22 protein-coding genes are annotated in these 24,362 nt (G+C 52.0%); 8 read left to right on the forward strand and 14 right to left on the reverse strand.

The annotated features are described in order from the left end of the window. The 9 genes from IPG22_18740 to IPG22_18780 form a co-directional block, all read right to left on the reverse strand. Positions 1-867 carry a UbiA prenyltransferase family protein gene (locus IPG22_18740; GenBank protein ID MBK6590322.1) on the reverse strand — a complete coding sequence of 289 codons (867 nt, stop codon included), beginning with the start codon at positions 865-867 and terminating at the stop codon, positions 1-3. Further along, positions 864-2,087, reverse strand: coding sequence for a hypothetical protein (locus IPG22_18745; protein MBK6590323.1), 1,224 nt, complete (start codon positions 2,085-2,087; stop codon positions 864-866). The genes IPG22_18740 and IPG22_18745 overlap by 4 nt, the downstream gene beginning before the upstream one ends. A gap of 48 nt (positions 2,088-2,135) precedes the next feature. Then, positions 2,136-3,863, reverse strand: a complete 1,728-nt coding sequence (gene rpoD, locus IPG22_18750; GenBank protein MBK6590324.1) for an RNA polymerase sigma factor RpoD — start codon at positions 3,861-3,863, stop codon at positions 2,136-2,138. 121 nt (positions 3,864-3,984) lie between these two features. Continuing rightward, positions 3,985-6,510, reverse strand: coding sequence for a DNA primase (locus IPG22_18755; protein MBK6590325.1), 2,526 nt, complete (start codon positions 6,508-6,510; stop codon positions 3,985-3,987). A gap of 258 nt (positions 6,511-6,768) precedes the next feature. Beyond that, positions 6,769-7,002, reverse strand: coding sequence for a UPF0175 family protein (locus IPG22_18760; GenBank protein MBK6590326.1), 234 nt, complete (start codon positions 7,000-7,002; stop codon positions 6,769-6,771). A 50-nt stretch (positions 7,003-7,052) separates the two neighbouring features. After that, a complete protein-coding gene (locus IPG22_18765; protein ID MBK6590327.1) occupies positions 7,053-7,814 on the reverse strand; it encodes a hypothetical protein in 762 nt (253 codons plus the stop codon). A gap of 121 nt (positions 7,815-7,935) precedes the next feature. Then, positions 7,936-10,452, reverse strand: coding sequence for a Smr/MutS family protein (locus IPG22_18770; protein MBK6590328.1), 2,517 nt, complete (start codon positions 10,450-10,452; stop codon positions 7,936-7,938). Between the two features lie 85 nt (positions 10,453-10,537). Beyond that, positions 10,538-10,822, reverse strand: coding sequence for a DUF427 domain-containing protein (locus tag IPG22_18775; protein ID MBK6590329.1), 285 nt, complete (start codon positions 10,820-10,822; stop codon positions 10,538-10,540). Further along, positions 10,819-11,538 carry a DUF393 domain-containing protein gene (locus IPG22_18780; GenBank protein MBK6590330.1) on the reverse strand — a complete coding sequence of 240 codons (720 nt, stop codon included), beginning with the start codon at positions 11,536-11,538 and terminating at the stop codon, positions 10,819-10,821. The genes IPG22_18775 and IPG22_18780 overlap by 4 nt, the downstream gene beginning before the upstream one ends. Positions 11,539-11,625: 87 nt before the next feature. On the opposite strand from IPG22_18780, the gene ada reads away from it, so the two are divergent. The 5 genes from ada (at position 11,626) to IPG22_18805 (ending at position 18,091) form a co-directional block, all read left to right on the forward strand. After that, positions 11,626-12,705 (forward strand): bifunctional DNA-binding transcriptional regulator/O6-methylguanine-DNA methyltransferase Ada, encoded by a 1,080-nt coding sequence (gene ada / locus IPG22_18785; GenBank protein ID MBK6590331.1) that lies wholly within the window; start codon positions 11,626-11,628, stop codon positions 12,703-12,705. After that, positions 12,702-13,424: a 2OG-Fe(II) oxygenase gene (locus IPG22_18790; GenBank protein ID MBK6590332.1), complete on the forward strand. Its 723-nt coding sequence runs from the start codon at positions 12,702-12,704 to the stop codon at positions 13,422-13,424. The genes ada and IPG22_18790 overlap by 4 nt, the downstream gene beginning before the upstream one ends. Positions 13,425-13,583: 159 nt before the next feature. After that, positions 13,584-15,278 carry an amidohydrolase family protein gene (locus tag IPG22_18795; protein ID MBK6590333.1) on the forward strand — a complete coding sequence of 565 codons (1,695 nt, stop codon included), beginning with the start codon at positions 13,584-13,586 and terminating at the stop codon, positions 15,276-15,278. 18 nt (positions 15,279-15,296) lie between these two features. Next, a complete protein-coding gene (locus IPG22_18800) occupies positions 15,297-16,703 on the forward strand; it encodes an amidohydrolase (protein MBK6590334.1) in 1,407 nt (468 codons plus the stop codon). Continuing rightward, positions 16,703-18,091, forward strand: a complete 1,389-nt coding sequence (locus IPG22_18805) for an amidohydrolase family protein (GenBank protein ID MBK6590335.1) — start codon at positions 16,703-16,705, stop codon at positions 18,089-18,091. The genes IPG22_18800 and IPG22_18805 overlap by 1 nt, the downstream gene beginning before the upstream one ends. A 56-nt stretch (positions 18,092-18,147) precedes the next feature. On the opposite strand, the gene IPG22_18810 is transcribed toward IPG22_18805, so the two are convergent. The 4 genes from IPG22_18810 to lpxD are packed head-to-tail and all read right to left on the reverse strand — an operon-like array spanning position 18,148 to position 21,140. Beyond that, a complete protein-coding gene (locus IPG22_18810; protein ID MBK6590336.1) occupies positions 18,148-18,555 on the reverse strand; it encodes an NUDIX domain-containing protein in 408 nt (135 codons plus the stop codon). Between the two features lie 6 nt (positions 18,556-18,561). After that, positions 18,562-19,011, reverse strand: a complete 450-nt coding sequence (msrB, locus tag IPG22_18815) for a peptide-methionine (R)-S-oxide reductase MsrB (protein MBK6590337.1) — start codon at positions 19,009-19,011, stop codon at positions 18,562-18,564. Positions 19,012-19,061: 50 nt separating this feature from the next. Further along, a complete protein-coding gene (gene cax, locus IPG22_18820) occupies positions 19,062-20,117 on the reverse strand; it encodes a calcium/proton exchanger (protein ID MBK6590338.1) in 1,056 nt (351 codons plus the stop codon). After that, positions 20,118-21,140 (reverse strand): UDP-3-O-(3-hydroxymyristoyl)glucosamine N-acyltransferase, encoded by a 1,023-nt coding sequence (lpxD, locus tag IPG22_18825; protein ID MBK6590339.1) that lies wholly within the window; start codon positions 21,138-21,140, stop codon positions 20,118-20,120. Between the two features lie 138 nt (positions 21,141-21,278). Between lpxD and IPG22_18830 the strand changes: the two genes are divergently transcribed. Both IPG22_18830 and IPG22_18835 read left to right on the forward strand, forming a co-directional pair. Next, entirely contained in the window at positions 21,279-21,884 is a 606-nt protein-coding gene (locus IPG22_18830; protein ID MBK6590340.1) for a Uma2 family endonuclease, read from the forward strand. Positions 21,885-22,049: 165 nt separating this feature from the next. Then, positions 22,050-23,204 (forward strand): hypothetical protein, encoded by a 1,155-nt coding sequence (locus tag IPG22_18835; GenBank protein MBK6590341.1) that lies wholly within the window; start codon positions 22,050-22,052, stop codon positions 23,202-23,204. Between the two features lie 3 nt (positions 23,205-23,207). Here IPG22_18835 and IPG22_18840 read toward each other — a convergent pair whose 3' ends face one another. Continuing rightward, entirely contained in the window at positions 23,208-23,747 is a 540-nt protein-coding gene (locus IPG22_18840) for a hypothetical protein (GenBank protein MBK6590342.1), read from the reverse strand. A 230-nt stretch (positions 23,748-23,977) separates the two neighbouring features. Here IPG22_18840 and IPG22_18845 point away from each other — a divergent pair, with 230 nt between their 5' ends. Continuing rightward, positions 23,978-24,361: a two pore domain potassium channel family protein gene (locus IPG22_18845; GenBank protein MBK6590343.1), complete on the forward strand. Its 384-nt coding sequence runs from the start codon at positions 23,978-23,980 to the stop codon at positions 24,359-24,361. Position 24,362 lies beyond the last annotated feature (1 nt).

The raw sequence follows: 24,362 nt of genomic DNA on the forward strand, positions 1-24,362 counted from the left end.
TTACGAGGCATAAAGTATCACCAGGAACGCGACGAACCACAGGCCGATCATCGTCTGGATCATCGTATCCTTCAGCAGAATAAGCGTCGGCGAACCGCTTTTTTGCTCGACGATCGCGATCTGCAGGAACCGGAGAATGCCAATGATCACGAATACAGCCGTCAAATAAATATGGTCAGAATGCAGCCGCTTTACGACATCCTCAGACACCGTATACATGATGTAACAAACGATCGTCGTGCCGCCGAGCACGATCAGGCACGTGTCGATGAAGGGAAGCGTGTAGCCTTTCAGCGATGGCCGCAGGTCGTGTTTATCAACGTCAAGCAGCAGATCGTCACGCCGTTTGCCGAGAGCCAAACACGAAGCGAGCAGGAACGTCATTAATATTAGCCACTTGGACACCGGAACCTGAGCTGCAATTCCTCCAGCCAAAACGCGGAGCACAAACCCAACCGCGATCAACGAGATATCGATCAGTGAAACGTGCTTCAGTACGAGGCTGTAGACGAGATTCAAGGCAAAATAGCCAGCGATAACATAGAAGAAAGTGAGGCTTACAAGCAGAGATGATCCGACCGCGACCGCCGCCAGAATGAGCATCAGCACGATCGCAGTCTTGATCGAAACCGCACCGGTTGCGAGTGGACGGCTGCGTTTTAGCTCGTGCAGCTTATCTTTCTCTAGGTCGTAAATGTCGTTGAAGATATAAACCGAGCTTGCGATCGCACAAAAGGAAATAAACGCCACGGCGAGTTTATAGTCGCTCGCAAGGAGAGCGATCTTGCCCGCAAAAAATGCAGGAATCAGGACAAAAACATTCTTTATCCACTGATGCGGGCGTAATAATCGTAAGTGCTGCTTCAAATCGTTTCGTTTGAACTATCGTTATAAAGATACATCCAGAATGCCGTTGCCCCAAAGATCAGCGAGAACATTCCATAGCCCGACTGTTGTAGAAAAAAATCCACGTGCCCGAGTTTGATCGAGTAAACCGCCGACGTAAAAAAGAGGACGAATAACTGAACGAGGGCACAATTTCTAAGGAAACGTGCTGTGTCGGTCTTCATGTCCTGAAAGGAAAGACAGATCGCGATCAGACCGGTAATACCAGGGATTATTATGCCGGCGTAGGGAAGTACGTTCTCTATGCCTTTTAATTTTTCCGATTGAACTCGTAATGGAGCAAATCCCGCCGGATCGTAAAGCCAGAATGGCAACGTGACAGCCAGAAACGTTATGCCCGATATTCCGAGGTATTTGATAGCATCCTTCCATCCCGCTCTTTGGACCAAAACCGCAAGAAAAAGCGGCATCATCAGCATGAAAGTCGATCGCGATGAAAGTGCGACGCCTAGTAAGATCGCTGGAATGATGCGTTTCCAGGTCGCGGATCCAGCATCAGAAAGTGTCTGCATCAGTGCCCACATCAAGACCAAAATATAGATCGAATTCGACGCGTAATCAGCACCGGTGACGATGTTCTGAAGCAGCGTTGGGCTGAATGCGAGCATTGCCCAGACAAGCCCGAGAGCTGACGTACTGCTTTTCTCGAAGTACCGGAAAACCAGAAAGAAAACCGCGAGCCAGAAGATGTTTTGGAGGTGAATCGCCCCTATAACTACGAAGGGGATAGCCAAAAATACGGCACCGGGCATTGGAGAGATCGGATTGCCGAGATAAGTCGAGAGCGTATACGGATAATGCCCGCGCATCAGCTCGCTGACCGCAACGACCAGAGCATCATCCGCATCCGAACCGCCGCCAAACCTTCCAGCATTCGCCATCGGATAGACGACGAGCGTGAACGCTATTAGAACGGCAAAAGTGACGATCGCGAGAATATTTGCTGTCCGTTCTGAAACATTCTCTTTGAACCACGGCAGAGCAAGACGATCGGCGGCGAATAGGAGTAGCGTTCCGATCGCGAAATATCCGATCACGCCGACAACGCCTAAATATTTCAATGCTGTATCGAACGAAGGTGCAAGCAGAAAGACCGCCAAGCCGAATACAATTAGGAATCGGTTGGTGGTCTTTTCGGGTGCCATATATGTCAGAACCGCCTGCGTTAGCGGGCGGTCCATGTGTTTTAAGTTTGTAATGTTCCGCCCGCTGATGCAGGCAGAAACTGTTTATTTTCCTTCGAGGAAGGCCTTCAGCCTTCGCGACCGCGATGGGTGACGGAGCTTTCTCAGTGCCTTTGCTTCGATCTGGCGAATACGTTCGCGGGTGACGGCAAAGTGTTGGCCAACTTCTTCCAGCGTGTGTTCCGAGCCCGTATTTCCAAGGCCGAAACGCATCTTGATGACCTTTTCCTCACGCGGTGTAAGCGTTGCGAGGACTTCGTCGGTGATCTCACGTAGATTCGAGAAAGTAACTGACTCGGCCGGGTTTAATATCGATTTGTCCTCGATAAAATCTCCGAGATGCGAATCTTCCTCTTCTCCGATCGGAGTTTCGAGCGAAATTGGTTCCTGAGCGATCTTGAGCACTTTACGTACTTTCGATACCGGAATGTCCATCCGCTTTGCGATCTCCTCGCTCGTTGGTTCACGGCCGAGTTCCTGAACAAGCAAACGCGAGGTGCGGATGAGCTTGTTGATCGTCTCGATCATGTGAACCGGAATGCGGATCGTGCGTGCCTGATCGGCGATCGCACGCGTGATCGCCTGACGGATCCACCACGTTGCGTAGGTCGAAAACTTGTACCCGCGACGCCACTCGAATTTATCCACGGCTTTCATCAAACCGATGTTGCCTTCCTGAATGAGATCGAGGAACTGCAAACCACGGTTAGTGTATTTCTTGGCGATCGAAACCACGAGACGAAGGTTGGCTTCGACTAGTTCACGTTTCGCCTTGTTCGTGTCGAATTCGCCAACGCTGATCGTCTGGTACGAGCGTTTGATCTCAACGGCCGGGAGATGGTATTTCTCCTCGATCGCCGTGATCGCTTCCTTAGCTTCCGCGATCTTGGCGTTCAATTCTTTCTTTTCAGCAGGTGTCGGTTTGCCTTCGAGGCGTTCCTTATACTTGTTGATGTTGCGTTCATTCTTGCGAATGTCCTCGACGACCTTGCGGATAGCGGCGATCAAAACCTGACGCGAGCGTTCGGTCAGATTGAGATGCTTGATCTCGGTCGCGATGTCGAGACGCAGACGGGCGGTCTTCCGCTTAAGAGCCAGAAGCTTTTTCGATTTCTTGCCGTCAGATTTTGCCTGTTCGGCAACGAGCGAAACCCAGGATTTCAGAACCGGCTGGAAATTCTGCCGGATGCTATCGATACCCTCCAGCGTCCAACGCAGATATTCCTCTGCCTTGTCTTCTTCGATCGAGATCTCAGCTTGTTCCGAGAAAACTACCGTTTCGCGAATGCTCGCCTTGCCTGCCGCCAGATCGTCACCGATCTTCAGCAGACGTTCGATAGCGATCGGCGAACGCGAGATCGCTTTGTGTGTCTTGATCTGTCCACGTTCGATGCGTTTAGCGATGGTGACCTCGCCCTCACGGTTGAGAAGCGGGACGATACCCATTTCGCGAAGGTAAAGGCGGACGGGGTCATTCGATTTATCGAGCACACCGGCCGACAGATCGAGGTCGAGATCGTCTTCGTCGACCTCTTTTTCTTCTTCTTCGTCATCGAGAGCGAGGTTTGATGCACGCTCAAGCAATTGTGCATCGGTCTCGGCGACCGATATATTTGCGCCCTCAAGGCGCTCCAAAACATCCTCGATGTCGTCTGCAGACAACATGTTCTCCGGGAGTTCCCGGTGGAGTTGATCGAGGCTCAACCCCTTCTTTCGCCTGCCGAGGGCCATCAGGCGATCCATTAAGTCTTCTTTTTCGTCGTAATCAGCCATATCTTGAATAAATTCTATTTGATTAGATCCACGTGTAAACCGTTGTTCACTATATATTTACTACGCCGGAACCGACCAAATTGTTCTAGGTCCGGCGGGCGGATTTAAAAGCGTAATTGTATCACAGATCAGCGACCTTTCGCTGCAATTCGCGGCGTATTTTTTCAAGTTCGAGCTGTTCATAGGTGAGCTGATTGAAAAGTTCGCCATCGCCCGTTTGCTCGGCGATCGCCGCTTCGCGGCTTATCTCTATGATGCGATTAGCGATAGCCATATTTCGAAGCGAGAAGACGCAGTTCTCAGCTTCGTGAAGCACCGTGTCGAGAACATCGTCCTTCTCGCGGCGCGCCTTGCCCTGCAGCAGTTCGTGAGCCAGATCGAGGGAATTCTCGTCATCGCCGATGTGTTCGAGCAGACTCTCGGGTGTGATCTCTTTGCCGGAATTGTGGATCTCGATGAATGCATCAAAAAGCTCGCCGCTCGACAGGTTTTCGTAGTCGCTCGGTTCGAGCTGCGGCAGCACTATCTCGCGTAGTTCGTGGTCGAAAACGAGCAGCTCTAGCAGTTTTCTTTCCGCCAGAGTTATCTTTGCTCTCGCGGCACGCGAGATCCTCTGAGTGACGTATTCGGTATCGTTCGCCGATGCCGTTTTGAGCGTTGACCACAGCTCACGCCGCAATCCTACGTCCTCGATATGAAAGAACGTCATCGCTTGATCAAAGCTCTCGCGGCGCTGAATATTGTTCCGGATCGCCGAGATCACCGGCAGAAAATCCTCGATCGCCTCGGCCTTTTGCTTGGCGTTGTTGAGGTTGCGGCCGGTGGTTGAGGCTTCGAGAGCGAAAGGCAGGAACGGCGTCGCTTTGCCGCGGCTCTCGTTGTAGGCGGCAACGCCGTTCTCGCGGATGAAATCGTCCGGGTCTTTACCGTCTGGTAGAACTAGAACCTTGATGTCGAATTCCTGCGGCAGTAGATGCTCGATCGCCCGGCGCGCCGCTTTGATGCCGGCAGCGTCGCCGTCGTAATTTATCACAACGCTTTTCGCAAAGCGGCTTAGCAGCTTGGACTGCTGATCGGTAAACGCCGTACCGAGACTCGCGGCGACATTTTTAACTCCGAACTGAGCGAGAGCGATCAGATCCAAATATCCCTCGACGAGGATCGCGAATTTCTTTTTCCTGATCTCGTCCTTCGCCTGAAAAAGGCCGTAGAGGTGTTCGCTCTTTGTGTATGCGGCGGTCTCGGGGGAATTGAGATATTTTGGTTGATCATCAGGACTCAAAGCCCTTGCCCCGAACGCGACGGGTCGTCCGTTAACATCCAAAACAGGGAACATTATCCGCCCGCGAAATCGGTCGAAGACCCTTTCTTTCTCTTCGTTTACGGAGACGAGGCCGCTCTGCTCGATGAGTTTTTCGTCTATGTTTTTTTCCCGCAAAACCGTGAGCAAACCGTCCCAACTATCGGGTGAAAATCCGATATGAAACTGCTTTTGTATCTCGTCAGAGATGCCTCGTTTCGCCAGATACTCTCGAGCCTCTTTCGCCTTTTTACTTTTTCCTTGCAGCTCGGCTTCCCAGAATTCGACCGCCATCTGGTTCAGCTCAATGACCTGATCCGCGAGCTTTTTGGTTTCCTCGCGTTTCTTTTTAGTCCGCTCGTAGCTGACATCATCGACCGGCTCAGGTAGCATCACGCCGCTGATCTCAGCCACGCGCTTGATGGCCTCAGGAAAATTCAGCCCTTCCATCTCCATTATGAAATTGAACGCCGAACCACCTTTTCCACACCCAAAACACTTGTAAAACCCTTTAGCCGGATTTACCGAAAACGAAGGCGTCTTTTCCTGATGAAACGGACAACACGCCATCCAGTTCGCCCCTTTCTTCTTCAGATCCTGAGCATACGGCTGTATTATCCGCACAATGTCAGCACGGTTTTTCAGGTCGTCGATGAAATACTGGGGGAAATGGTTGTTACGCCGAGTGAAATTCTGGTTTTGCACGGTTTGTTTTATCGGTGGCGAAGGGGGAGTAGCTCTAATCGATTTGGAAGGACTTTCGGATGATATTGTCGACGTTTCCGTGACCTGAGCTATTGGGACAACATCGATGTCCGGCGGGGCGGAATTAGCATCGGTTCCTTTCGATGGAACGGCATCAACCTTCTTCGCCTCTAACTTTGAAATTTGTTTCGCAAGACTTGCGGTCACCCGAGTCGTAAGTCGATCTCCATTTTTCCAATAATTGCAATGCTTATTTGCCTCAATCTTCTTCCGAAATAGTTCTAGTTTTTTCTTACCTTCTTCTGTTGATTCTAGTTTTGAGCCCGGGAGTTGACTGATCTCCTTGTGCAAGAATGCTAGTACGGGAATACCTTTTGATACCGCATAGTCGTATTCCTTCTCAGTAAAGCCACGACCATTATCGTCAACCGAACCGTAACGACCTGCCACGATCACAATGTAAACATCACTTCGATTGATTTCTTTTTGGATTTCTTCCCATTGAGTATTATCTGAGGCAAGGAATAGCTCCATTCCAATTGGAAAGCAATCAAGATGAAGTATTGTTTCCTTTACCTTCTTTCGCTCTTTTATAAGATCCTTGTATGTCGAACTTACAAATACGTTGTGGCGAATTTCCATCCTTTGCTCTACTTTTGAATTGTTGGAGTTGAAGAGATTATTGTAGCGCGAATGGAATCAAATTGGCTGGTTTTTCAGTCTCCCTAATCTGCAAACTTTCAGCTTTTCAACTCCGCGATCGTTGTTCCATTTCTGCCCTGATCTTACGGGGCGAATTCGGAGCGTTCTATAAGTCTCTGGTTTTTAGAAAGTGGTGGACGTAGTTTTTTAGCACCGATGCACGGGTTGTGGATGATGAGTCTTGCTGTAAAGATAGGCTCATCTCAGCCTTGCGAGGTCGCGTTCAAGCTCTTCCACCGAATACTGAAAGATCGATACCCCATATTTGCCTACGGATTCGATGAAGTCGCGTCTTGTTATACCGGCCAACTTAGCGGCTTGGCCCGACGACAGTTCGCCAATATCAAACAAACGGGCCGCAACGATCATCTTTATTTCGTCGTTGGTTATACTAACGCTCTCCGGCAGTTGTAGCTCAACAGTCGCGGTCATAGTCAGATTTTCCGCCGAATGAGGCCGTATGTCAACAATCTCACTCGATGTCAGAAGCTTCTAATCGGGTCGAGATTTGGACGGGCGGCTGGGTTCGGTTTGCCTTTAGGTACTAGCCAGAATTCGATTTCCGCTTCTTTTCGAAGGCCGCCAAAGATCGCACGCACGCGGCTGCGGGAAACTTTATGGTTCTTGACCAGATCGTTGATAGCCCACGAAGCGAGTTTTAGTCCGTCTTTCCGGGTTTCGGCATCTGTGTAGACTATAAGAACTGCATTCACATTTCGGTTTGCATTTAAGATTTCGGCGAATACGTCTTTATTCGGGCTAAAATTGCATCCAAGGTCGTAGAACCCGTCGTCATAGATATCCAGAACGCCTTCCCAGCGATGAAAGCCAACAGGTGATCGATCGAAAAGAGACGTTTCAGTGTAAGCATTGGGGAGGTGGGGCCGATCAGGCTTCGGCTCCGGCGCACCTGCCGGAACAAGCCAAAACTGTATAAATTGTTTACTTCGATTCTCACCCCGGATAATCGGGAGCCTCGGCAGTTCGATACCCGGTCTTGTAGGACGTCGTGCTATGTAGTCGGCAAGTTTCTGGTTTCTACCTTCGGTATCCGTGCGGCCATGGAATATGACCACACCGCGAGCAGTTGGATTGTTGTTAATCTGATTCAGAAAATTGTCCATCCGCGCCATCAAATCCTCGCTACACACTTCGCCAAACTCATCTACTGGAATCGCCTCCAGCGATTTCTGCGGAAAAGCGTTGATTGCAAGGACAAGTAGGGCTACAAACGCTGTTTTCATAAATAAATGCACGTGGCGAGAGGGCTAGAACCTTGATCCAATTCTTCCGATTCGGCAATTTCGATCCGCGTTGCAACTGAAGATGAATGAGACCGCAGAACATCGGATAATGTGGATATCGTCATTGCTTCAATTCGGCAACCGTCGCTCCATTTCCGCCCTGATCTGATGGGGCGAAGCCGAACTTTTCGACGTGTTGATGGCCTTTTAGGAAATGATGGACGTAATTTTTTAACGCGCCGGTGCCGAAGCCATGGATGATGCGGACGCGGGGGAGGGAGGACATGTAGGCTTCGTCGAGGAAGCGGTCGATCTCGTATTCGGCGTCGGCGGTGGTCATGCCGATGAGGTTAAGTTCGGCTCCGACTTCGAGAGAATCACGGTCGACATCTGCGGTCGAAACGCCTCCGTCGCGGACTTTGGCCTTTGGGCTTGGGCCTTTGGACTCTTCCGTCTCGGCGAGTTGTAGGTCATGCAGCTTTTCGCGGAGTCGGAGACCGCCGACGAGGACTTCGGCGACCTCTTTGTCCATGCGTTCGATGACGCCGATGTTGCCAAAGGATGTGATGACCTTTGAGCCGATGGTCAAAGACTGGACCGCAAGCGTCCCGCTTGCCAGTGATTCGTTGGTATCAATTCGGGCCAAATGCTGTGCACGTGCAAGCGAGGACGCTTGCGGCCTAGTCGGTTTGACCTTTGCCACGATGGCTCGATTCAGCTCCGCCTTTCGTGTCTGCCGTTCTTTTTCGAGCTTGTTCTTGAGCGTCTTGTCTTCGATCGTTTTGATGAAGGCTTTTGACTGGCGGTCGAATTCGTCGATGGTTTGGGATAGTTCGCTTTCGAATTGTTTCTGCCGAGCCTTTTCTTTTTTGACGGCTTCGTTTTCGAGGCCGGCGTATTTCATGGCGACGGCTTCGCGTTCTTCTTCGAGGGCGATCCGAAGGTCGGTGGCGATCCTGGTCTCGGTTTGGAGTTTTTTCAGGTAATTTTCGGCTTCCTGGGCTGAAATGTCGAGGTTTTCGCGAGCGGCGTCGATCACGGTTTGGTCGATGCCGAAACGGCGAGCGATCTCGATGCCTGACGAGGCTCCGGCGAGGCCGAGGAGCAGTTTGTAGGTCGGCTGTAGCGTTCGCTCGTCGAATTCGACCGAGGCGTTGATGATGCTCTCGTCGTTCGCGGCGTACATTTTCAGGCCGCGATAGTGGGTCGAGGCGATGACCTGCGCACCTTTGGAACGGAAATTATCGACGATCGCCACACCGAGGGCCGAGCCTTCTTCGGGATCGGTGCCGGTTCCGGCTTCGTCGAGCAGGACGAGCGACGGCGGCACGCATTCGCGGATCATCTGAGCGATATTCGACATGTGCGACGAGAATGTCGAGAGATTGGCACTCAGGCTCTGATGGTCGCCGATGTCGGCGAGGACGGAGCGATAGAACGGGATCTTGGCCTTGCTCGCCGGAACTGGAAGCCCCGAGATCGCCATCAGGCTGAGCAATCCGGCTGTTTTGAGCACGACCGTCTTACCACCGGCGTTGGCACCGGAGATGATCATGATGGCGTTTTGTTGTGTTAGGGAGAAGGAACTTGGGACAATGTCGTTCGCAGTTTCAGGTTTAGTTGACTTTGTCCCCGCCGAGAGAACCACCCCGTCAGCCGAAGCGGCTGCCACCCCTCCTTTGTAAGGAGGGGAGTTTCGGAGATTTTCTTCAAGCAGCGGATGTCTTGCGTCTACCAGATCGAGGGTTTCGTTATCTGCGATAATTGGCACGACTGCTCGGAATCTTCGGGCAAATTCGACTTTGGCTTTGATGAAATCGAGTTCAGCGACAGCGTCAACGGCCATTTCGATGGCGGGTAGTTGTTCGCGGAGCGATTCGGTCAGGGCGAATAGGATCCGGGCGATCTCGCGTTCTTCTTTGCCTTTGAGATTTTGGAGTTCGTTGTTGGCTTCGATGGCTTCGAGAGGTTCGACGAAGACGGTTGAGCCGCTGGATGAGAAGCCGTGGGCTACGCCGCCGACTTTGCCGCGGAAATCGGTCTTGACGGGGATGACGTAGCGGTCGTTTCGCATCGTGACGATCTCGTCCTGGATCGCCGTCCCAGCGGCACGCATCGCGGCTTCGAGCGATTTGGTCAGGCGTGAACGCTGAGCGTTGATCTCGCGCCGAAGTTTTGCCAGCTCCGGCGAAGCCGAATCGTCGATCTCGCCGCCAGGAAGCAGCTTTTTGTTGACCTGATCTATCGCCCCAAGCAGCGACGGCGGGATATTCTCAACAAAACTCCACAACACCGGAGCCGTTTCCTTTTCAGGGCTGATCGACGAACGGGCAAACAGGGCCTGATTACAAACCCGCGAGACCTCGAGCATAAAATTCGGCTCAAGCGTCGCGTTCTGGATCTTGAGTATCGCGACCGCGTCAGATGGGTCTTCGAGCCCGCTGAACGACCATGTAACCTGTTTTTCTTCGTTAAGAGCGATGGTTTCCGAGATCGCATCGAGGGCGGCGTCGAGTTCCGTCCGAGTCGCGAGCGGACGCAGATCAGCAAACCGCTCCACGCCCATCGGTGTCTGGGCATGACGGCTGACAAGCTCGAGGAGCTTGGCGTATTCGAGTGTTTCAAGTGAGTAGCTCATTGAAGAAATTTATAACAACGGATTTACGCGGATTTACACGGATAAGACGCAAATAAAATGGTTCTGAGATCTGCGCAAATCCGTGTTAATCCGTTGTTACTACCACTCCCTTCCAAAACGCGACATATCCTTCGATGTTCTTGGCGTCGGGTTTGGTTTCCGGGTAATACCACGCGGCGTCTTTGTTAGTTTTGCCTTTTACGACGACGTTGTAATAGCTCGCGGTGCCTTTCCAACCGCAGACGGTGTGGGTTTCGGTCGGTGCGAAGTATTCTTTGTTGATCGAATCGGCAGGGAAATAGTGGTTTCCCTCGACTACGACCGTTTCATTGCTTTCTGCCAGAGTGGCTCCGTTCCATGTTGCTTTCATAATTTTATTGGCGGAGGCTCGGGTGCTTCCCGCTTTACATGCATTTGTGGGATTAGATCCGCGTCAGAATCACCATTTGGGGGTTGTAGTGATTTAATAGGTATTCCAAGATCCTGCTCGTCCAATTCATCCAGAGAATCTACGGAACTGAACTCGTCTTCTCCGAGCCAATCTGTTGCTTCAGTCCGCTGACTGAAATTTGTAAGGCGACCATCCATATCGAAAACATCAGCGGTACCATCAGAATATACCCGTAGTCGAGCCCAATTTAGATTTGGAAAATCGCCCCACATTAGCCACCAACTGATTTCAGTAATCTGCTTGGTATGAATAAACCGTTCCTTAAGGTCCGGCGTCGGCATCATGCACATATCTTTTTTGCCGAACAGGCGGTAGCGGTTCTTGGCAAATGTCTTGTAGAAAAAGTCTCGGATAAATGCCGGAATAATAATAAAGGCATACGCCAGCGAACATATCCCGCCGAGGTTTTTCGCAATCCGCAGAGCGGCGGTCGAGTGCATGAATGCCTGATCGTTCTCGATCAACACGACCGAATCGATATCGTCCGCGATACCGTATTTCTTCCTAGTTTCAATCCCAAAATCCGATTGGAGCGGTGCGAATTTGAATTTCTTGTCATGATCGCGGCGAATTATGAAATTCACCGAATCATTACAAAAATTGCACACGCCATCGAACAGCAGGATCGAACTCATATCTAAATTCTAACAGAAACAAAGAAAAATAATTGCACAACGGTTTTCGGATAGATGGGCTACAGCGGGCGATGTAAACTCGGAGACATGGTGAACGAAGCGACAGCAAAAACATCGGAAAAACTCGATTGGCAATGGCGGGCGGTCGAGGCTAAGGATCGGGAATTCGACGGGGTGTTTTATTTCGCGGTGCGGACGACAGGTATATTTTGTCGGCCGTCGTGCCCTTCGAAAACGGCAAAGCGGCAGAATGTCTCGTTTTTTGTGACGCCTGCCGAAGCGGAAAATGCGGGGTTTCGGGCTTGTTTGCGATGCAAACCGACCGAGGAGTATTTTCCCGGTCCCGCAGCGGAGTTGGTCGTGAAAGCCTTCGAGATTTTACGATCCGACGAGGCTGAGGTGCCGACGATCGAGGAATTGAGCCAGCGTTTGAACGTCACGAGCGGACATTTGCAGAAAACATTCAAAACAACACTGGGCCTTACGCCAAAGGAGATCGTGGACATGATGAGGATAGAGAATTTTAAGACGAATGTGAGGGAAAGCGACGTTACGAGCTCGCTCTATGACAGCGGTTTTGGCTCGAGCCGATCGCTTTACGAAAAAGCGGGCGAGCGGCTCGGGATGACACCGGCGACTTATAAAAAAGGTGGAAAGGATATGAAGATCAACTACACAATTGTCGATTCGCGGCTCGGAAAGCTGATGGTTGCGAGAACTGAAAAGGGAATTTGTTCGGTTAGCTTTGGTGACAGCGGAGACGAATTGACGAGGGAACTGGCTAGTGAATTCTTCGCGGCTGAGATCGAGCAAAACGATACGTTATTAAAAGAGGCCGTGAACGCGATCCTCAAAAGCCTCGACGGCGAGACCGCGATCCTCAATCTGCCACTCGATCTGCGGGCGAGCGCGTTTCAGATGCGTGTTTGGGCCGAGCTGCGAAAGATCCCATACGGCGAAACGCGTTCGTATGCTGATGTGGCGGCAAGTCTTGGCGAGCCGAAGTCGTTCCGTGCGGTTGCCCGGGCGTGTGCAACGAATCCGGTCGCTCTGGTCAACCCATGTCACCGCGTGATCTCGGCCGCCGGAAAACTGAGCGGCTACAAATGGGGAATCGAGCGAAAGGCGGAACTGCTCAAGCATGAAAAGGAGACCGTGAAGAAATGACCGTCGGAGCGAAACAAGCATCGGAAGTATTTTCAGCGATCGATTGGAAAGCCGCTGCGGATCAGATGAACGCGAAAGGTTATTCATTGGTCCCTCGAGTGTTGAGCCGCGAGATCTGCGACGCATTCATCGCGAACTACGCAAAACTTAACTACCGAAAGACCGTCGTCATGGAAAGGCATCGATTTGGGATCGGCGAGTACAAATATTTCGACTATCCGCTGCCGGATCTAGTTCAGACGGTTAGAGAAACGATGTATCCGCATCTCGCCTCGATCGCGAATCAGTGGGCTGAACTATTGAAGTTAGACATTCGATATCCGGCGAATTATGCGGAGTTTCAGGCTGAGTGCCATCAAAACGACCAGCTCAAACCGACGCCGTTGATCCTCAAATATGGAAAAGGCGGATTTAATACACTACATCAGGACCTTTACGGCGCTGTCTATTTTCCAATGCAAGCTGCGCTCTTTTTGAATGAGCCGGACGAAGATTACACCGGTGGTGAATTCGTGCTGACCGAGCAGGTTCCGCGGGCTCAGTCAAAAGCGATCGTTATGCGGCCAAAACGCGGCGATATGCTCATTCTTACGACCAATTTCCGGCCTGTGCTCGGCAGGAGAGGATTTTATCGTGCGAATGTGCGGCATGGTGTGAGCGAGGTGACAAGTGGTGAACGCCACACACTTGGCGTCATATTTCATGATGCAGTCAGCTAACCGAGGCCAGCCGGCAACTACTATTTCCTGCCGTAGTGTAATGTTTTGTAAAGATGCGAGTTTTTTCTAACTCAGGCTTTGCGATCCGTAACTTTTTTATTATTCTCTCGGTAATATAAAATTCAAAGCAGTAACAATTTGCCTTTTCTGAGAAAAGTTATGAGAACAAAGCTATTTTTGCTTGTCCTGACGGCTATTTGTTCGTTTTTCGCCTCGTCCGCAGAAGCGCAAACTTACGCGATCACCAATGCTAAGATCGTGACGGTTTCGGGTGCGACGATCGACAAAGGAACGATCGTCATTAGGAACGGGCTGATCGACGCGGTCGGTGTTAATTTACAGGCTCCGGCTGATGCACAGGTTTTTGACGCGACGGGGCTGACCGTTTATCCGGGATTCATCGATTCGTTCACGAATGTCGGAATGCCGGCTGCCGCGGCACGTCCGGGCGGACCGGGAGGCGGCGGTGGAGGCCAGGCAGCGGCGGCGGCGTCAGCAGCAGCGCAACCCACGTCAAACTCGAACTACCAAGCCGGTTTGCGGCCTGAGGACTCGGTCATTGACGAACTTCGAGCGGGCGAAAGCCAGTTCGATGCGGTTCGCAATTCCGGGATCACAACAGTTCTTACAACCGGCAGAACCGGCATTTTCAATGGTCAATCGGCTGTTATTAACCTGGCGGGCGACAGCGTCTCCGCGATGGTGGTGAAGGCTCCGTTTGCTCAGCACATTTCATTTGCAACCACGCCCGCACAATATCCAGGCTCTCTCTTGGGAACATTTGCGGCTCTTCGTCAGATCTTCCTTGATGCTCAGCGTCTACAGGAATTGCAAAAGCAATACGCAGCTAATCCGAAAGGAATGAAACGGCCCGGAGCTGACAGATCACTCGAAGCTCTTTATCCGGCGATCAATCGTCAGATGCCTGTAGTTTTCAACGCAAACACTGAAGTTCAGATCATTCGAGCTCTCGACCTGATCAAGGAACTCAATCTTGACGGCGTGATCGCCGGTGGACTCGAATCTTACAAGGTTGTGGACCGCTTGAAGGCCGGGAAGGTTCCTGTTTTGCTTTCGCTTAACCTTCCAAAACGCACGACCGCCTCTTCGCCGGAAGCTGATCCGGACACCATGGAGACGCTTCGCTATCGGGCAGAAGCTCCAAAATCGGCAGCAAAACTCGCGGCTGCGGGCGTTAAGTTCGCATTCCAGTCGGGCGGAGCCACCGCGATCGGCGATTTCTTTACTAACGCAGGCAAAGCGGTCGAGGGCGGTTTGAGCAAGGATGCTGCCATTCGAGCAATGACGCTCGGGGCGGCGGAATTACTCGGCGTTGACGATCGCCTTGGTTCGATCGAGGCAGGGAAGATCGCGAACGTTGTTGTTGTAAAGGGCGATGTCTTCGGACGCGACAAATTCGTTCCGACAATGTTCGTTGATGGAAAACTCTTTGAACAGAAGGAAGCTCCGAGAACGCCGGGCGGCGGACGCGGCCCTGGCGGCGGCGGTCCAGCGGGTGGTGGTGCGGCTCCGGCGGGTGCAGGGATCAGCGGCCGCTATTCGATCACCATCGAAATCCCGGGCCAGGTCATGACGTCGACCTTGAATCTCAATCAGCAGGGAAGTGCTCTTACGGGAACGATGGTTTCGCAGCTCGGAACGGCACAGATCAACAACGGTCGTGCAACGCCTGATGGATTTTCGTTCGGTGCCTCGGTACCCTACGGCGGTGCAAATGTCGATATTACGATGAACGGCAAAGTATCCGGCAATCAGATCAGCGGAACGCTCGATTCGGCCCTCGGCTCGATCCCGTTCTCAGGAACGAAGAACCCGCAAGGAGGCGAGCTTTAATTTCGCAACAATAACGCTATGAAAAAGTTTACGGCTATTTTTACACTCTTTCTGCTTCTGTTCAGCAGCGTGCCGATGGCAGTCTTTGGCCAGTCAAAAAGCGATGTGCTGATCAAGAATGCGACCGTTATGACGGCGGGAAAAGGAACGCTGCAGGGCACCGACATCCTGGTCCAGAACGGAAAGATCACCAAGATCGGCAAGGCTCTGGCGGCTCCGGCAGGTGTTCGAACGATCGACGCGACGGGTAAGTACGTGACGCCTGGAATTATCGACTGCCACTCGCATTCGATGCTTGATGCGATCAACGAGGGCTCGCTCGCGGTGACCTCGATGACTCGCACCCGCGATCTGCTAAACCCGGGCGATATCTCGATCTATCGTGCACTCGCCGGCGGCGTGACCGCGGCAAATCTGCTGCATGGATCGGCAAATCCGATCGGCGGGCAGAACACGACGGTAAAATTCAAATGGGGCCACGACGTCGAAGATTACCCGATAGCTGATGCTCCACCAGGGATCAAATTCGCGATGGGTGAGAATGTTAAGCAATCGAGCTTCGTCCAGGTCCCCGGCGGCCGGGCACCGCGTTACCCGCGAACTCGTATGGGCGTCGTCGAAACGATGCGTGATGCATTCATGCGTGCGAAAGATTATCGACAGGAATGGGTTGATTTTCGTGCGAAAAAGACGAAGGTGCAACCACGCCGCGATCTCGAACTCGAACCGCTGGTCGAGATCCTTGAAGGCAAACGCCTCGTTCACGCTCACGGTTATCGCTCCGACGAGCACTTGAACCTGCTGCTCTTGGCTGACGAAATGGGTTTTAAGGTCGCAACGCTCCAGCACGGTCTCGAAGCTTACAAGATAGCTCCGGAGATCGCGAAACGCGGAACAGGCGTCTCGATCTTCACAGATAGTTGGGGTTACAAGCTCGAAGCGTACGATGCGATCCCATACAACGCTTACATTCTCTGGAAGAATGGTGTGAACGTTTCGATCAACTCAGATTCAGATGAACGCATGCGCAGGCTTAACCTCGATGCCGCAAAAGTGATGAAATACGGCGGCGTTCCCGAGGAAGACGCTCTGAAGATGATCACTATCAACCCCGCCAAACAGCTCGGGATCGACAAGCGTACCGGTTCGATCGAAGTGGGGAAAGACGGGGATCTGGTCATCTGGACCGGACATCCGTTCAGCCCGTATTCGCGGGTCGAAACAACGATGATCGAAGGCGAGACCTATTTTGACCGTACGGCTGACGCGAAGATGCGTGTCGATGTCGCAAAAGAGCGTGAAACTCTCGAAAAGCTTGATGTTAACAAGGCTCCGGCCACCGGTGGTGCACCGCCAAGAGTTCCAGCCGATCGCCGACGCGGCGACCGTGACGAGGCAGAGACTTGGGACGGAGGTAATCAATAATGAGTTCAATGTTAAAAGTTACAGTTTCCAGGTTGATAAGACGCGGATTCGCGATGTGTGCGGGATTGGCTTTCGCAGCATCGGCCTCGATGGCGCAGAGTGATGGTTCGCAGCAGAATAAGACCGGCAAAGCGGGAACGTTCGCGATCGTCGGTGCCAGGATCGTCCCGGTTTCGGGGCCAACGATCGAGAGCGGTACCGTCGTTATCCAAAACGGCAAGATCGCCGCGGTTGGAGCCGGAGCAGCGGTTCCGTCGGGAGCGGAACGCATTGACGGTAAAGGGCTTACCGTCTTTCCCGGCATGATTGACGCCGGAACGAATCTCGGTCTCGTCGAGATCCCGCAGGGCCTTAATGCATCAGTTGACGTAGCCGAACTCGGAAATAACAATGCGAATGCAAAAGCTATTCGCGGCCTTCATCCTTATTCGGCTCACGTAAACGTCACGCGCGTAAACGGTATCACCAGCGTTCTCTCGTATCCGACGGGCGGCTTGATCTCAGGTCAGGCAGCAGTAATAAACCTGAACGGTTCGACGCAGGACGAAATGGCTGTCGTCGGTGAGTTTGGCTTGGTCATTAACTTCCCGAGGATCGCCGGTGGCGGTGGGTTCGGCGGCGGTGGCGGTGGATTTGGTGGTTTCGGCGGCGGACAGCAGGCTGATTTCAACGAACTTGTTCGACGCCGAGACACGCAGGTCGAAGAGCTGAAAAAGCTGTTTAAGAGTGCCGAAAGCTACTTAAAAGCTAAGGAGGCATATTCCAAGGACAAAACGCTTCCGTACGTCGAAATGGATCTTAAATACGAAGGAATGGCCCCGTATATTCGCGGCCAGAAGCCTATCATTTTCACCGCCGAGCGTGAGCGTGACATTCGCGGCGTAGCCAAATTCGTCGCCGATATGAAAGTAAAAGGTATCATCGTCGGCGGACAGGAAGCATGGAAGGCGGCAGACGATCTGAAAAAGAACAACATAGGCATCGTATATACGAACATTTACGGTCTCCCCGTCCGTGACGATGATCCTTACGATTACTTGTTCGAGGCCCCTTCAAGAATGCAGGCCGCTGGGATAAAATTTTGCATCTCGACGGGCGATCCCGGGGCTGAGGTTCGCGATCTGCCCTATCACGCAGGACTAGCGGCTTCGTTCGGGCTTTCGAAGGAAGATGCTCTGAAATCCGTTACTCTTTATGCGGCGGAAGTCCTGGGTGTAGCCGACAGGATGGGCTCGTTGGAGGTCGGTAAAATGGCAAACGTAGTGGTTGCTGACGGCGACATTCTGGATCCTCGAACGAACATCAAGTACATGTTCATCGGCGGCCGCCTGATCCCGCTAACCAGTCGGCACACGGAGCTGTTTGATAGCTTCAAAGATCGAAAGTAGACCGTCCTAGAACTAAAGGAAAAAGGCATCGCGGCGAACCGTGATGCCTTTTTTGTTTATGCGAAGCTCCTGATCTGAACGAGTGCTCGTTGGAAAACAGGATGCCAGTCCGACCCTGGTTGTCTATCGAGATCGAACCAAAAAAAACGATAGACGACGCCCCCGTCATCCAGCGTGAAAAAATCCCATTCGTCCTTCAATTCTTCTTCGGTCGTGCAAAGAAAGAAATGCCACAGTTGTTGAGATTCTTCAACTAGCCAGGTTCCTTTGGCCTCCATCTTGGTAATTGACGAAATACCGGATTCTTCGGCCAATTCACGAAGCCCGGCATCAGCAGGCAGCTCACCGGGCTCAAGGGTGCCCTTGACGATCTGAACGCCCGCCGACGCATGACGGAAAACCAAAATCTGTCTGACGCCGTCGGCCTCGCGGATAATGATAGGACAGACCTTTTCAACTGGCATAAAAGATCAGCTTTTCTGAGGTATCTCTTCGCCTTCCTCGAAGAACGCGAGTGAAGCGGAATTCAGGCAATAGCGTTGTCCCGTCGGCGGCGGGCCGTCGGGGAAGACGTGGCCTTGGTGGCCCCCACATCTGGCACAGCGGATCTCGATCCGGCGCATGCCATAACTGTTATCTTCGATATTGGTCAGGTGATCTTTGTCGAACGGACGATAGAACGATGGCCAGCCGGTTCCCGAATTGAACTTATGGCTCGAACTGAACAGCGGCAGACCGCACAATCTGCAGGCGTACGTGCCCTCCATTTTGTTATCGAGAAGTGTTCCGCAAAAAGCGGGTTCTGTCCCGTGATCGAGTAGAATTCGGTATTCTTCTTCGTTCAGGTCAGTTGCCAGGCGGTCGATCGCTTCAGGGGTTAGCGGTGTAATGTCGTAGCCGGAATCGGATAATTCACTCATAATTTAATTATACATTCCGAATTATGCAATACATATTCCAGTAAATCGCCTTATCCCCACCAGAAAGCTGACGCGATAATTGCATAAAGTCCGATCAGAGCAAGGCCTTCGAGCCAGATCGATTCGCCGTCGTAAATGATAAACGCACTAACGATGACGGCGAGCAGCAATACCGCGACGAGCATCGGTGAGAGAACGAACGTCAGTATCGCACCGCCTAAGACATAAGAGAGCAAAACAAGAACCGGAAACAGGCCGAGCGCGATCTGGAGCGAGCTGTTCTGAATTACGCTGATCGCGTAATCGGCCTGATTCCGCCATGCGAGCTGGATGCCGATGAGGTTTTCGATCGCGTTTCCGGCGACAGCAACGACGACGAGCCCCGCAAAAGCCTCGGATATCCCCAGCGACGCCATCGCTGGCTGCAGTGCTTCCACAAACCAATCGGAGACAAGCGCCGCGCCAACGCCGGCAAGGGCGAGAACAACGATCGTCAGCTTCATCGACCATTTTTCGTGCTCGGGTTCGGTCGATTGGATCGCCATCGCTGGGTCGCCCTTGACCGAAAAATAGATGTTCGCTCCGAGCAAAACTAGCAAAATGACCGCGAGAAAAATGTCGAGACTCAGAATGTGGCCTTCAGCAGGAGTGTGCAATTCCTTTGCAAGAGTCGGAATAACGAGGGCAGCTGATGCAAGGAGCATTAGAGCAACGATCATCTTGGGCGGCTCAGAATTAAAACGCTGAGTTCCGTTCTTCAACCCGCCGAAAAACAGTGCGAGGCCAAGCACGAGCACGGAATTGCCAAGTATCGAACCAATTAGTGCCGCTTGAACGACATGATCCAGACCCGCACGCAGAGCAAAAATACACACGAAAAGCTCAGGTAGATTGCCAAGGCCCGATTGCAGTACGCCGGTCGCGCCTGGTCCGAGGCGGGAGCCAAGCTGTTCGGTGGCATCGCCGACTATCATCGCAAGCAATGCGAGTGCCACGGCAGTCACGCCGAATGCAAGAACAGCGTTCGCATGTGCGTAATGCAGGGTCCCGGCCGCGATGGTCGTGATCAAGCATAAGCCAATGATTATTTTTTCCTTCTTTTGCATCTATTTATCGCCAAAGACCTGTTTTTCTAGTTTCCTTAGCCGTCCGGCAAACTCGCCGAGTTTGCGGAAGGCAGCGGTCGATCGCAGCCAGTCACGGTTTTCAAAGGCAGGTATTCCAGACATGATCTTGCCAGGCTCAACGTCGTGCGAAGTGGCGGATTTGGCGGTTAGAACCGCGTCGTCGCCGATCTTCAAATGTCCGGCGATGCCCACTTGCCCCGTAAGGATCACGCGTTTGCCGATAAAAGAGCTTCCCGCTAGTCCGGTTTGAGCGCAGATAAGAGCGTCTTCGTCGATCGTACAGGAATGGCCGATCTGGACGAGGTTGTCGATTTTTGCACCTCGTTTTAGCCGCGTTTCGCCGACCGACGCACAATCGATGGCCGTGTTCGCACCGATCTCGACATCGGCTTCGAGGACAACGCGGCCGGTTTGCGGGATCTTTAGCCAGTGTTTGTTCTCATCTTTTGCGTAGCCAAAACCGTCTGAGCCGATCGTCGTATTGTTGTGAATGATGCAGTTGCGACCGATCTTGCAGTTCTCGCGGATCGAAACTCCGGAATGGATCGTCGTATTTTCGCCAATCGAAACTCCATCATAGATCGTCGCATTCGGCATTATTCTAACGCCGCTCGCGATCCTGCAATTTGCTCCGATCACCGCATTTGCGTGGATCTCGACATTGTCCGAGACATCTGCGGATGGATCGATAACAGCGGATGCATGAACGAATTTACGCAGTTCCGGCTCGGGAAAAAACAGCCGCATCGCCCGTGTGTACGCCACGTACGAATCCTTTGCCCGCAGCACCGCGATATCCTCTCTATCTATCGCTATTCCTTCGTTTAGATAGGTGGCCGAGGCCTTCGTTCCGGCGATCTGCGGTGTATATTTTGGGTTCGCCAGGAATGTAATATCTCCTTCGCCGGCGAGGTCGAGGCCGGCGGTCGAGGTGATCTCCATGTCGGCAGAACCGCGTTCGATGGTAGCGTTGGTCAGTTCGGCTAGTGTTCCTAGTTTCATAAAAAATGCCTTGATAGTTCGTTGAGCTATGTGTCACACTATTTTTGCAGACAAATTTACCTACGCAAAGCCCTCAGTATTTTGAGCCCCCTTTTTCTGTTCGTTTTGCATTTTTTTAACAAGGAGTACCAACGCAATATGAACCAGACGGCAATTGACCTAGCCACCGCAACCGCGCCTAAAAACTATCAAACTGCAAATCGCGAAGCTCTGAAAAGCGAGTTTATCGACGGCAAGATCGTCTCGCGTCAGCCCGCGAACCGCTGGCACAATCTGATCGCGACGAATTTTACCATTGCCCTCGGCGGACGCGTTCAACGAGGCAACTGCGAGATCTATTCGAACGATATGCAGGTACGGATCGGAAAGAACTCGATCTGTTTTCCCGATGTTGTGATTGTAGCCGGTGAACCGGAATTTGCCGATGCTCGCGCTGAGGTTTTGCTGAACCCGACGGTTGTGATCGAGATCTTTTCTAGTGTTTCGAAAAACATCGACCGCACCGAGAAGCTCGAAGGATTTCTCGCGATCCCGAAGATAAAAGAGTGTCTTCTCGTAAATGAGACAGAAATGCGTGTCGAGCATTACGCTCGCCAAAATGCGAAACAATGGATCTATCGTATCTATAACGAACGCGAAGATGTCATCACCCTCGAATCCCTTAACTGCAAACTCTCGCTCTCAGAGGTTTACGCACAGGTCAAGCTTAAAGAATCCTCGCTTAGTTCGAAAGCTGTAAACTAGACGATCAGGATCCGTCGGATCATCCGGTCCTGGCGATCTAAACGTTTTAGCTTTGTACCTACTTGGATTGTGAACACTGTTTGATCTCCACAGTAATTTCTTTGTGATTTGGCATCACTTTATGTGTTATCATTCGCAAAAATCTTATTTGGAGCCAATTCTCAAGTGAAAATAATCGTAACGGTATTCGTTTTAGGCATTGTTTTTTCTACCGCCTTTGCTCAGGGCAATGTAAGTGTTGGTGACGAGGTCCGTTACCAGTGCTTTTGCCTCGGTGCCGAATGGGTTAGAGCCAAGGTTGAGCGCGTTGACGGCGGAAATGTGCGTGTGCGATTTGGCAACATGGACAATCAGGTGGTCACGCTGCCGCTAAATTCGCCAAAGCTGAAGATCGGTAATGCAGCCCGCAACCCGCTCGAAACGGTACCGATGAATCCGATGCAAAAGGCATTTAGTAACGAAAACGGAAAGTACCAAAATGCTGTTCAGGTATTTGCTCATTATTACGATCCGCAATTTATCGAGGGCGGCGGAAGCCTGCCTGGATCGGAGAGATGGAAAACGAACATGGCCGAGCTCGCTGAGCTTGATGCTCTCTGTCGTACGCGATATCGAGGGATCACCGATTGGCGATCTCCCGGTTACACCCGCGAAGGATATGTCGATTATCGGTTTGGCGTGTGGTGCGAGATCGCAGCAAACCGCGTCGCTATCGAGCAAAAAGCACGTATAGGAGCCGCAAATTCGGTCGTCGGCATGGGCTACACCACAGAGAATCTCAATTTTGGCTTTAACGAGCCTGACAATCCGCTGCGGATGGAAGTGCAGGATATGATCTGGAACCGGGAAAAATGGCGGGCCGCGAAGTATGCTTGGCTAAAGCCGAAATACGCGGCCTACGGAATCACGCAGGTTCCTGCAAACGCGACCGCAGAGGTCGAAAAACGCGCCGACGAACTCTGGAAGCTCGCTGAAAAAGGTGCTCCAAATCGATCCTTCAAACAGCCGCCGTGGCGCGATGCCTCGGTTGAATCATTTGTCAGATCCAAACTTGCTGCAAAGATCCCGGGAGTACAGGTTATAAAGATCGGACTAGATTACAAGACCTGGGTAAAACGAGCGAGCGAATCTCTGGTGGCGAGCGACGACTATTTCAACTATTACAAGGTCAGTTACAACTCATACAAACGCGGCAGCGTCCTGATCAAGATCCCTGGGCGTCCGTTTTGCCAAATGCAGGAATTCGTCGTCGGCCAAAGCGGCAAAGGAATGGTCGACGCTGGAATAGGCGGCAGCGGAACTTTTATGCGGTGCGAATAAAGCTTACTTACACGGAACGTCCATTTCAGGTCCGGTTATAGGTACAGCTGTAATATCCCAAGATTCTCCATTCGGGGTTGCCCGGGCCGCATACGTTCCAATTCTAAAAACCGGATTCGGGAGATCGTTGCGAGTCTCGACACCTACGCGAGCCCAGTAGAAGCTTTCGCATTGGTAAAATGCAATATCGGTCGAGTCGCGTTTCTCTTTGGTGAGGAAATGTTCTCTGAGAGCGGCTTCCAGGCCCCGCGGGGACGTGATCCGATCGCCTACGCCAGGCCGCATCAAGTATCCACCCCCGATCGCTGCAATTGTTACCAGGATCGAAAAGATCCCGATCGCGATAACATATCTGCGGCCGCTATTGCTTGTTTCCTTTACCGTCTCGAACAAGCGGTCCTTTTCCACCACTATGGACTGGTCTGCGGGCGGCTTGCCGATTGTATTTTGCGGAGCCGCTGGTTCTGATGGAACGACCGGCCTCGAGATTTCCGACTTCGACCCGTTTTCATTGTCACTCAATAGACCTTTTTGGAACTTCATAACCCTGAAAGAAGATATAGCACCAGACAGACCTCTGAGCAAATCCCACTGTCTGGATTACCGCCAATTAAGCCTCGAAAAACTACCTAAGATCGATCCGTTTAGCTCTAAAAGGAAATGCCCGGAAAATAGCGGAAGTTGAAAGATCTCATGCAGTTCACCTATTATCGGTAGAAATCAGAAATTCGAACGGAGGTACTGACCGACGATCTAACGGGTCAGGTTTTATTATGGACAATATCAGGAAGGCAATTTCACGGGCTACGGACACGTTTGCGGAGATCTTCGCATACTATATCGGGATCATTGCGGTTTCGGCCGTTCTATTTTCATATTTTGAAGAGAAACCGTTGTTCGATTCGTTTTGGTGGGCATGCGTAACGGGTCTGACGATCGGATACGGCGATCTCTATCCGCTGACGGTGGGCGGCAAGATCGTAGCGATCGTTTTGATGCACATCGTGCCGCTAGTCATCATCCCTCTGATCGTGGCCCGCTTGCTGAGCAACGTTATCGAGGACGCGAACCAATTCAGTCACGACGAGCAAGAGGCGATGAAAAACGATATCAAGGCGATAAAAGCCGCGTTAGGCGTCGGCAAGGACGACGCTTGAA

Source organism: Acidobacteriota bacterium, from assembly GCA_016703965.1.
Lineage (GTDB): Bacteria > Acidobacteriota > Blastocatellia > Pyrinomonadales > Pyrinomonadaceae > OLB17.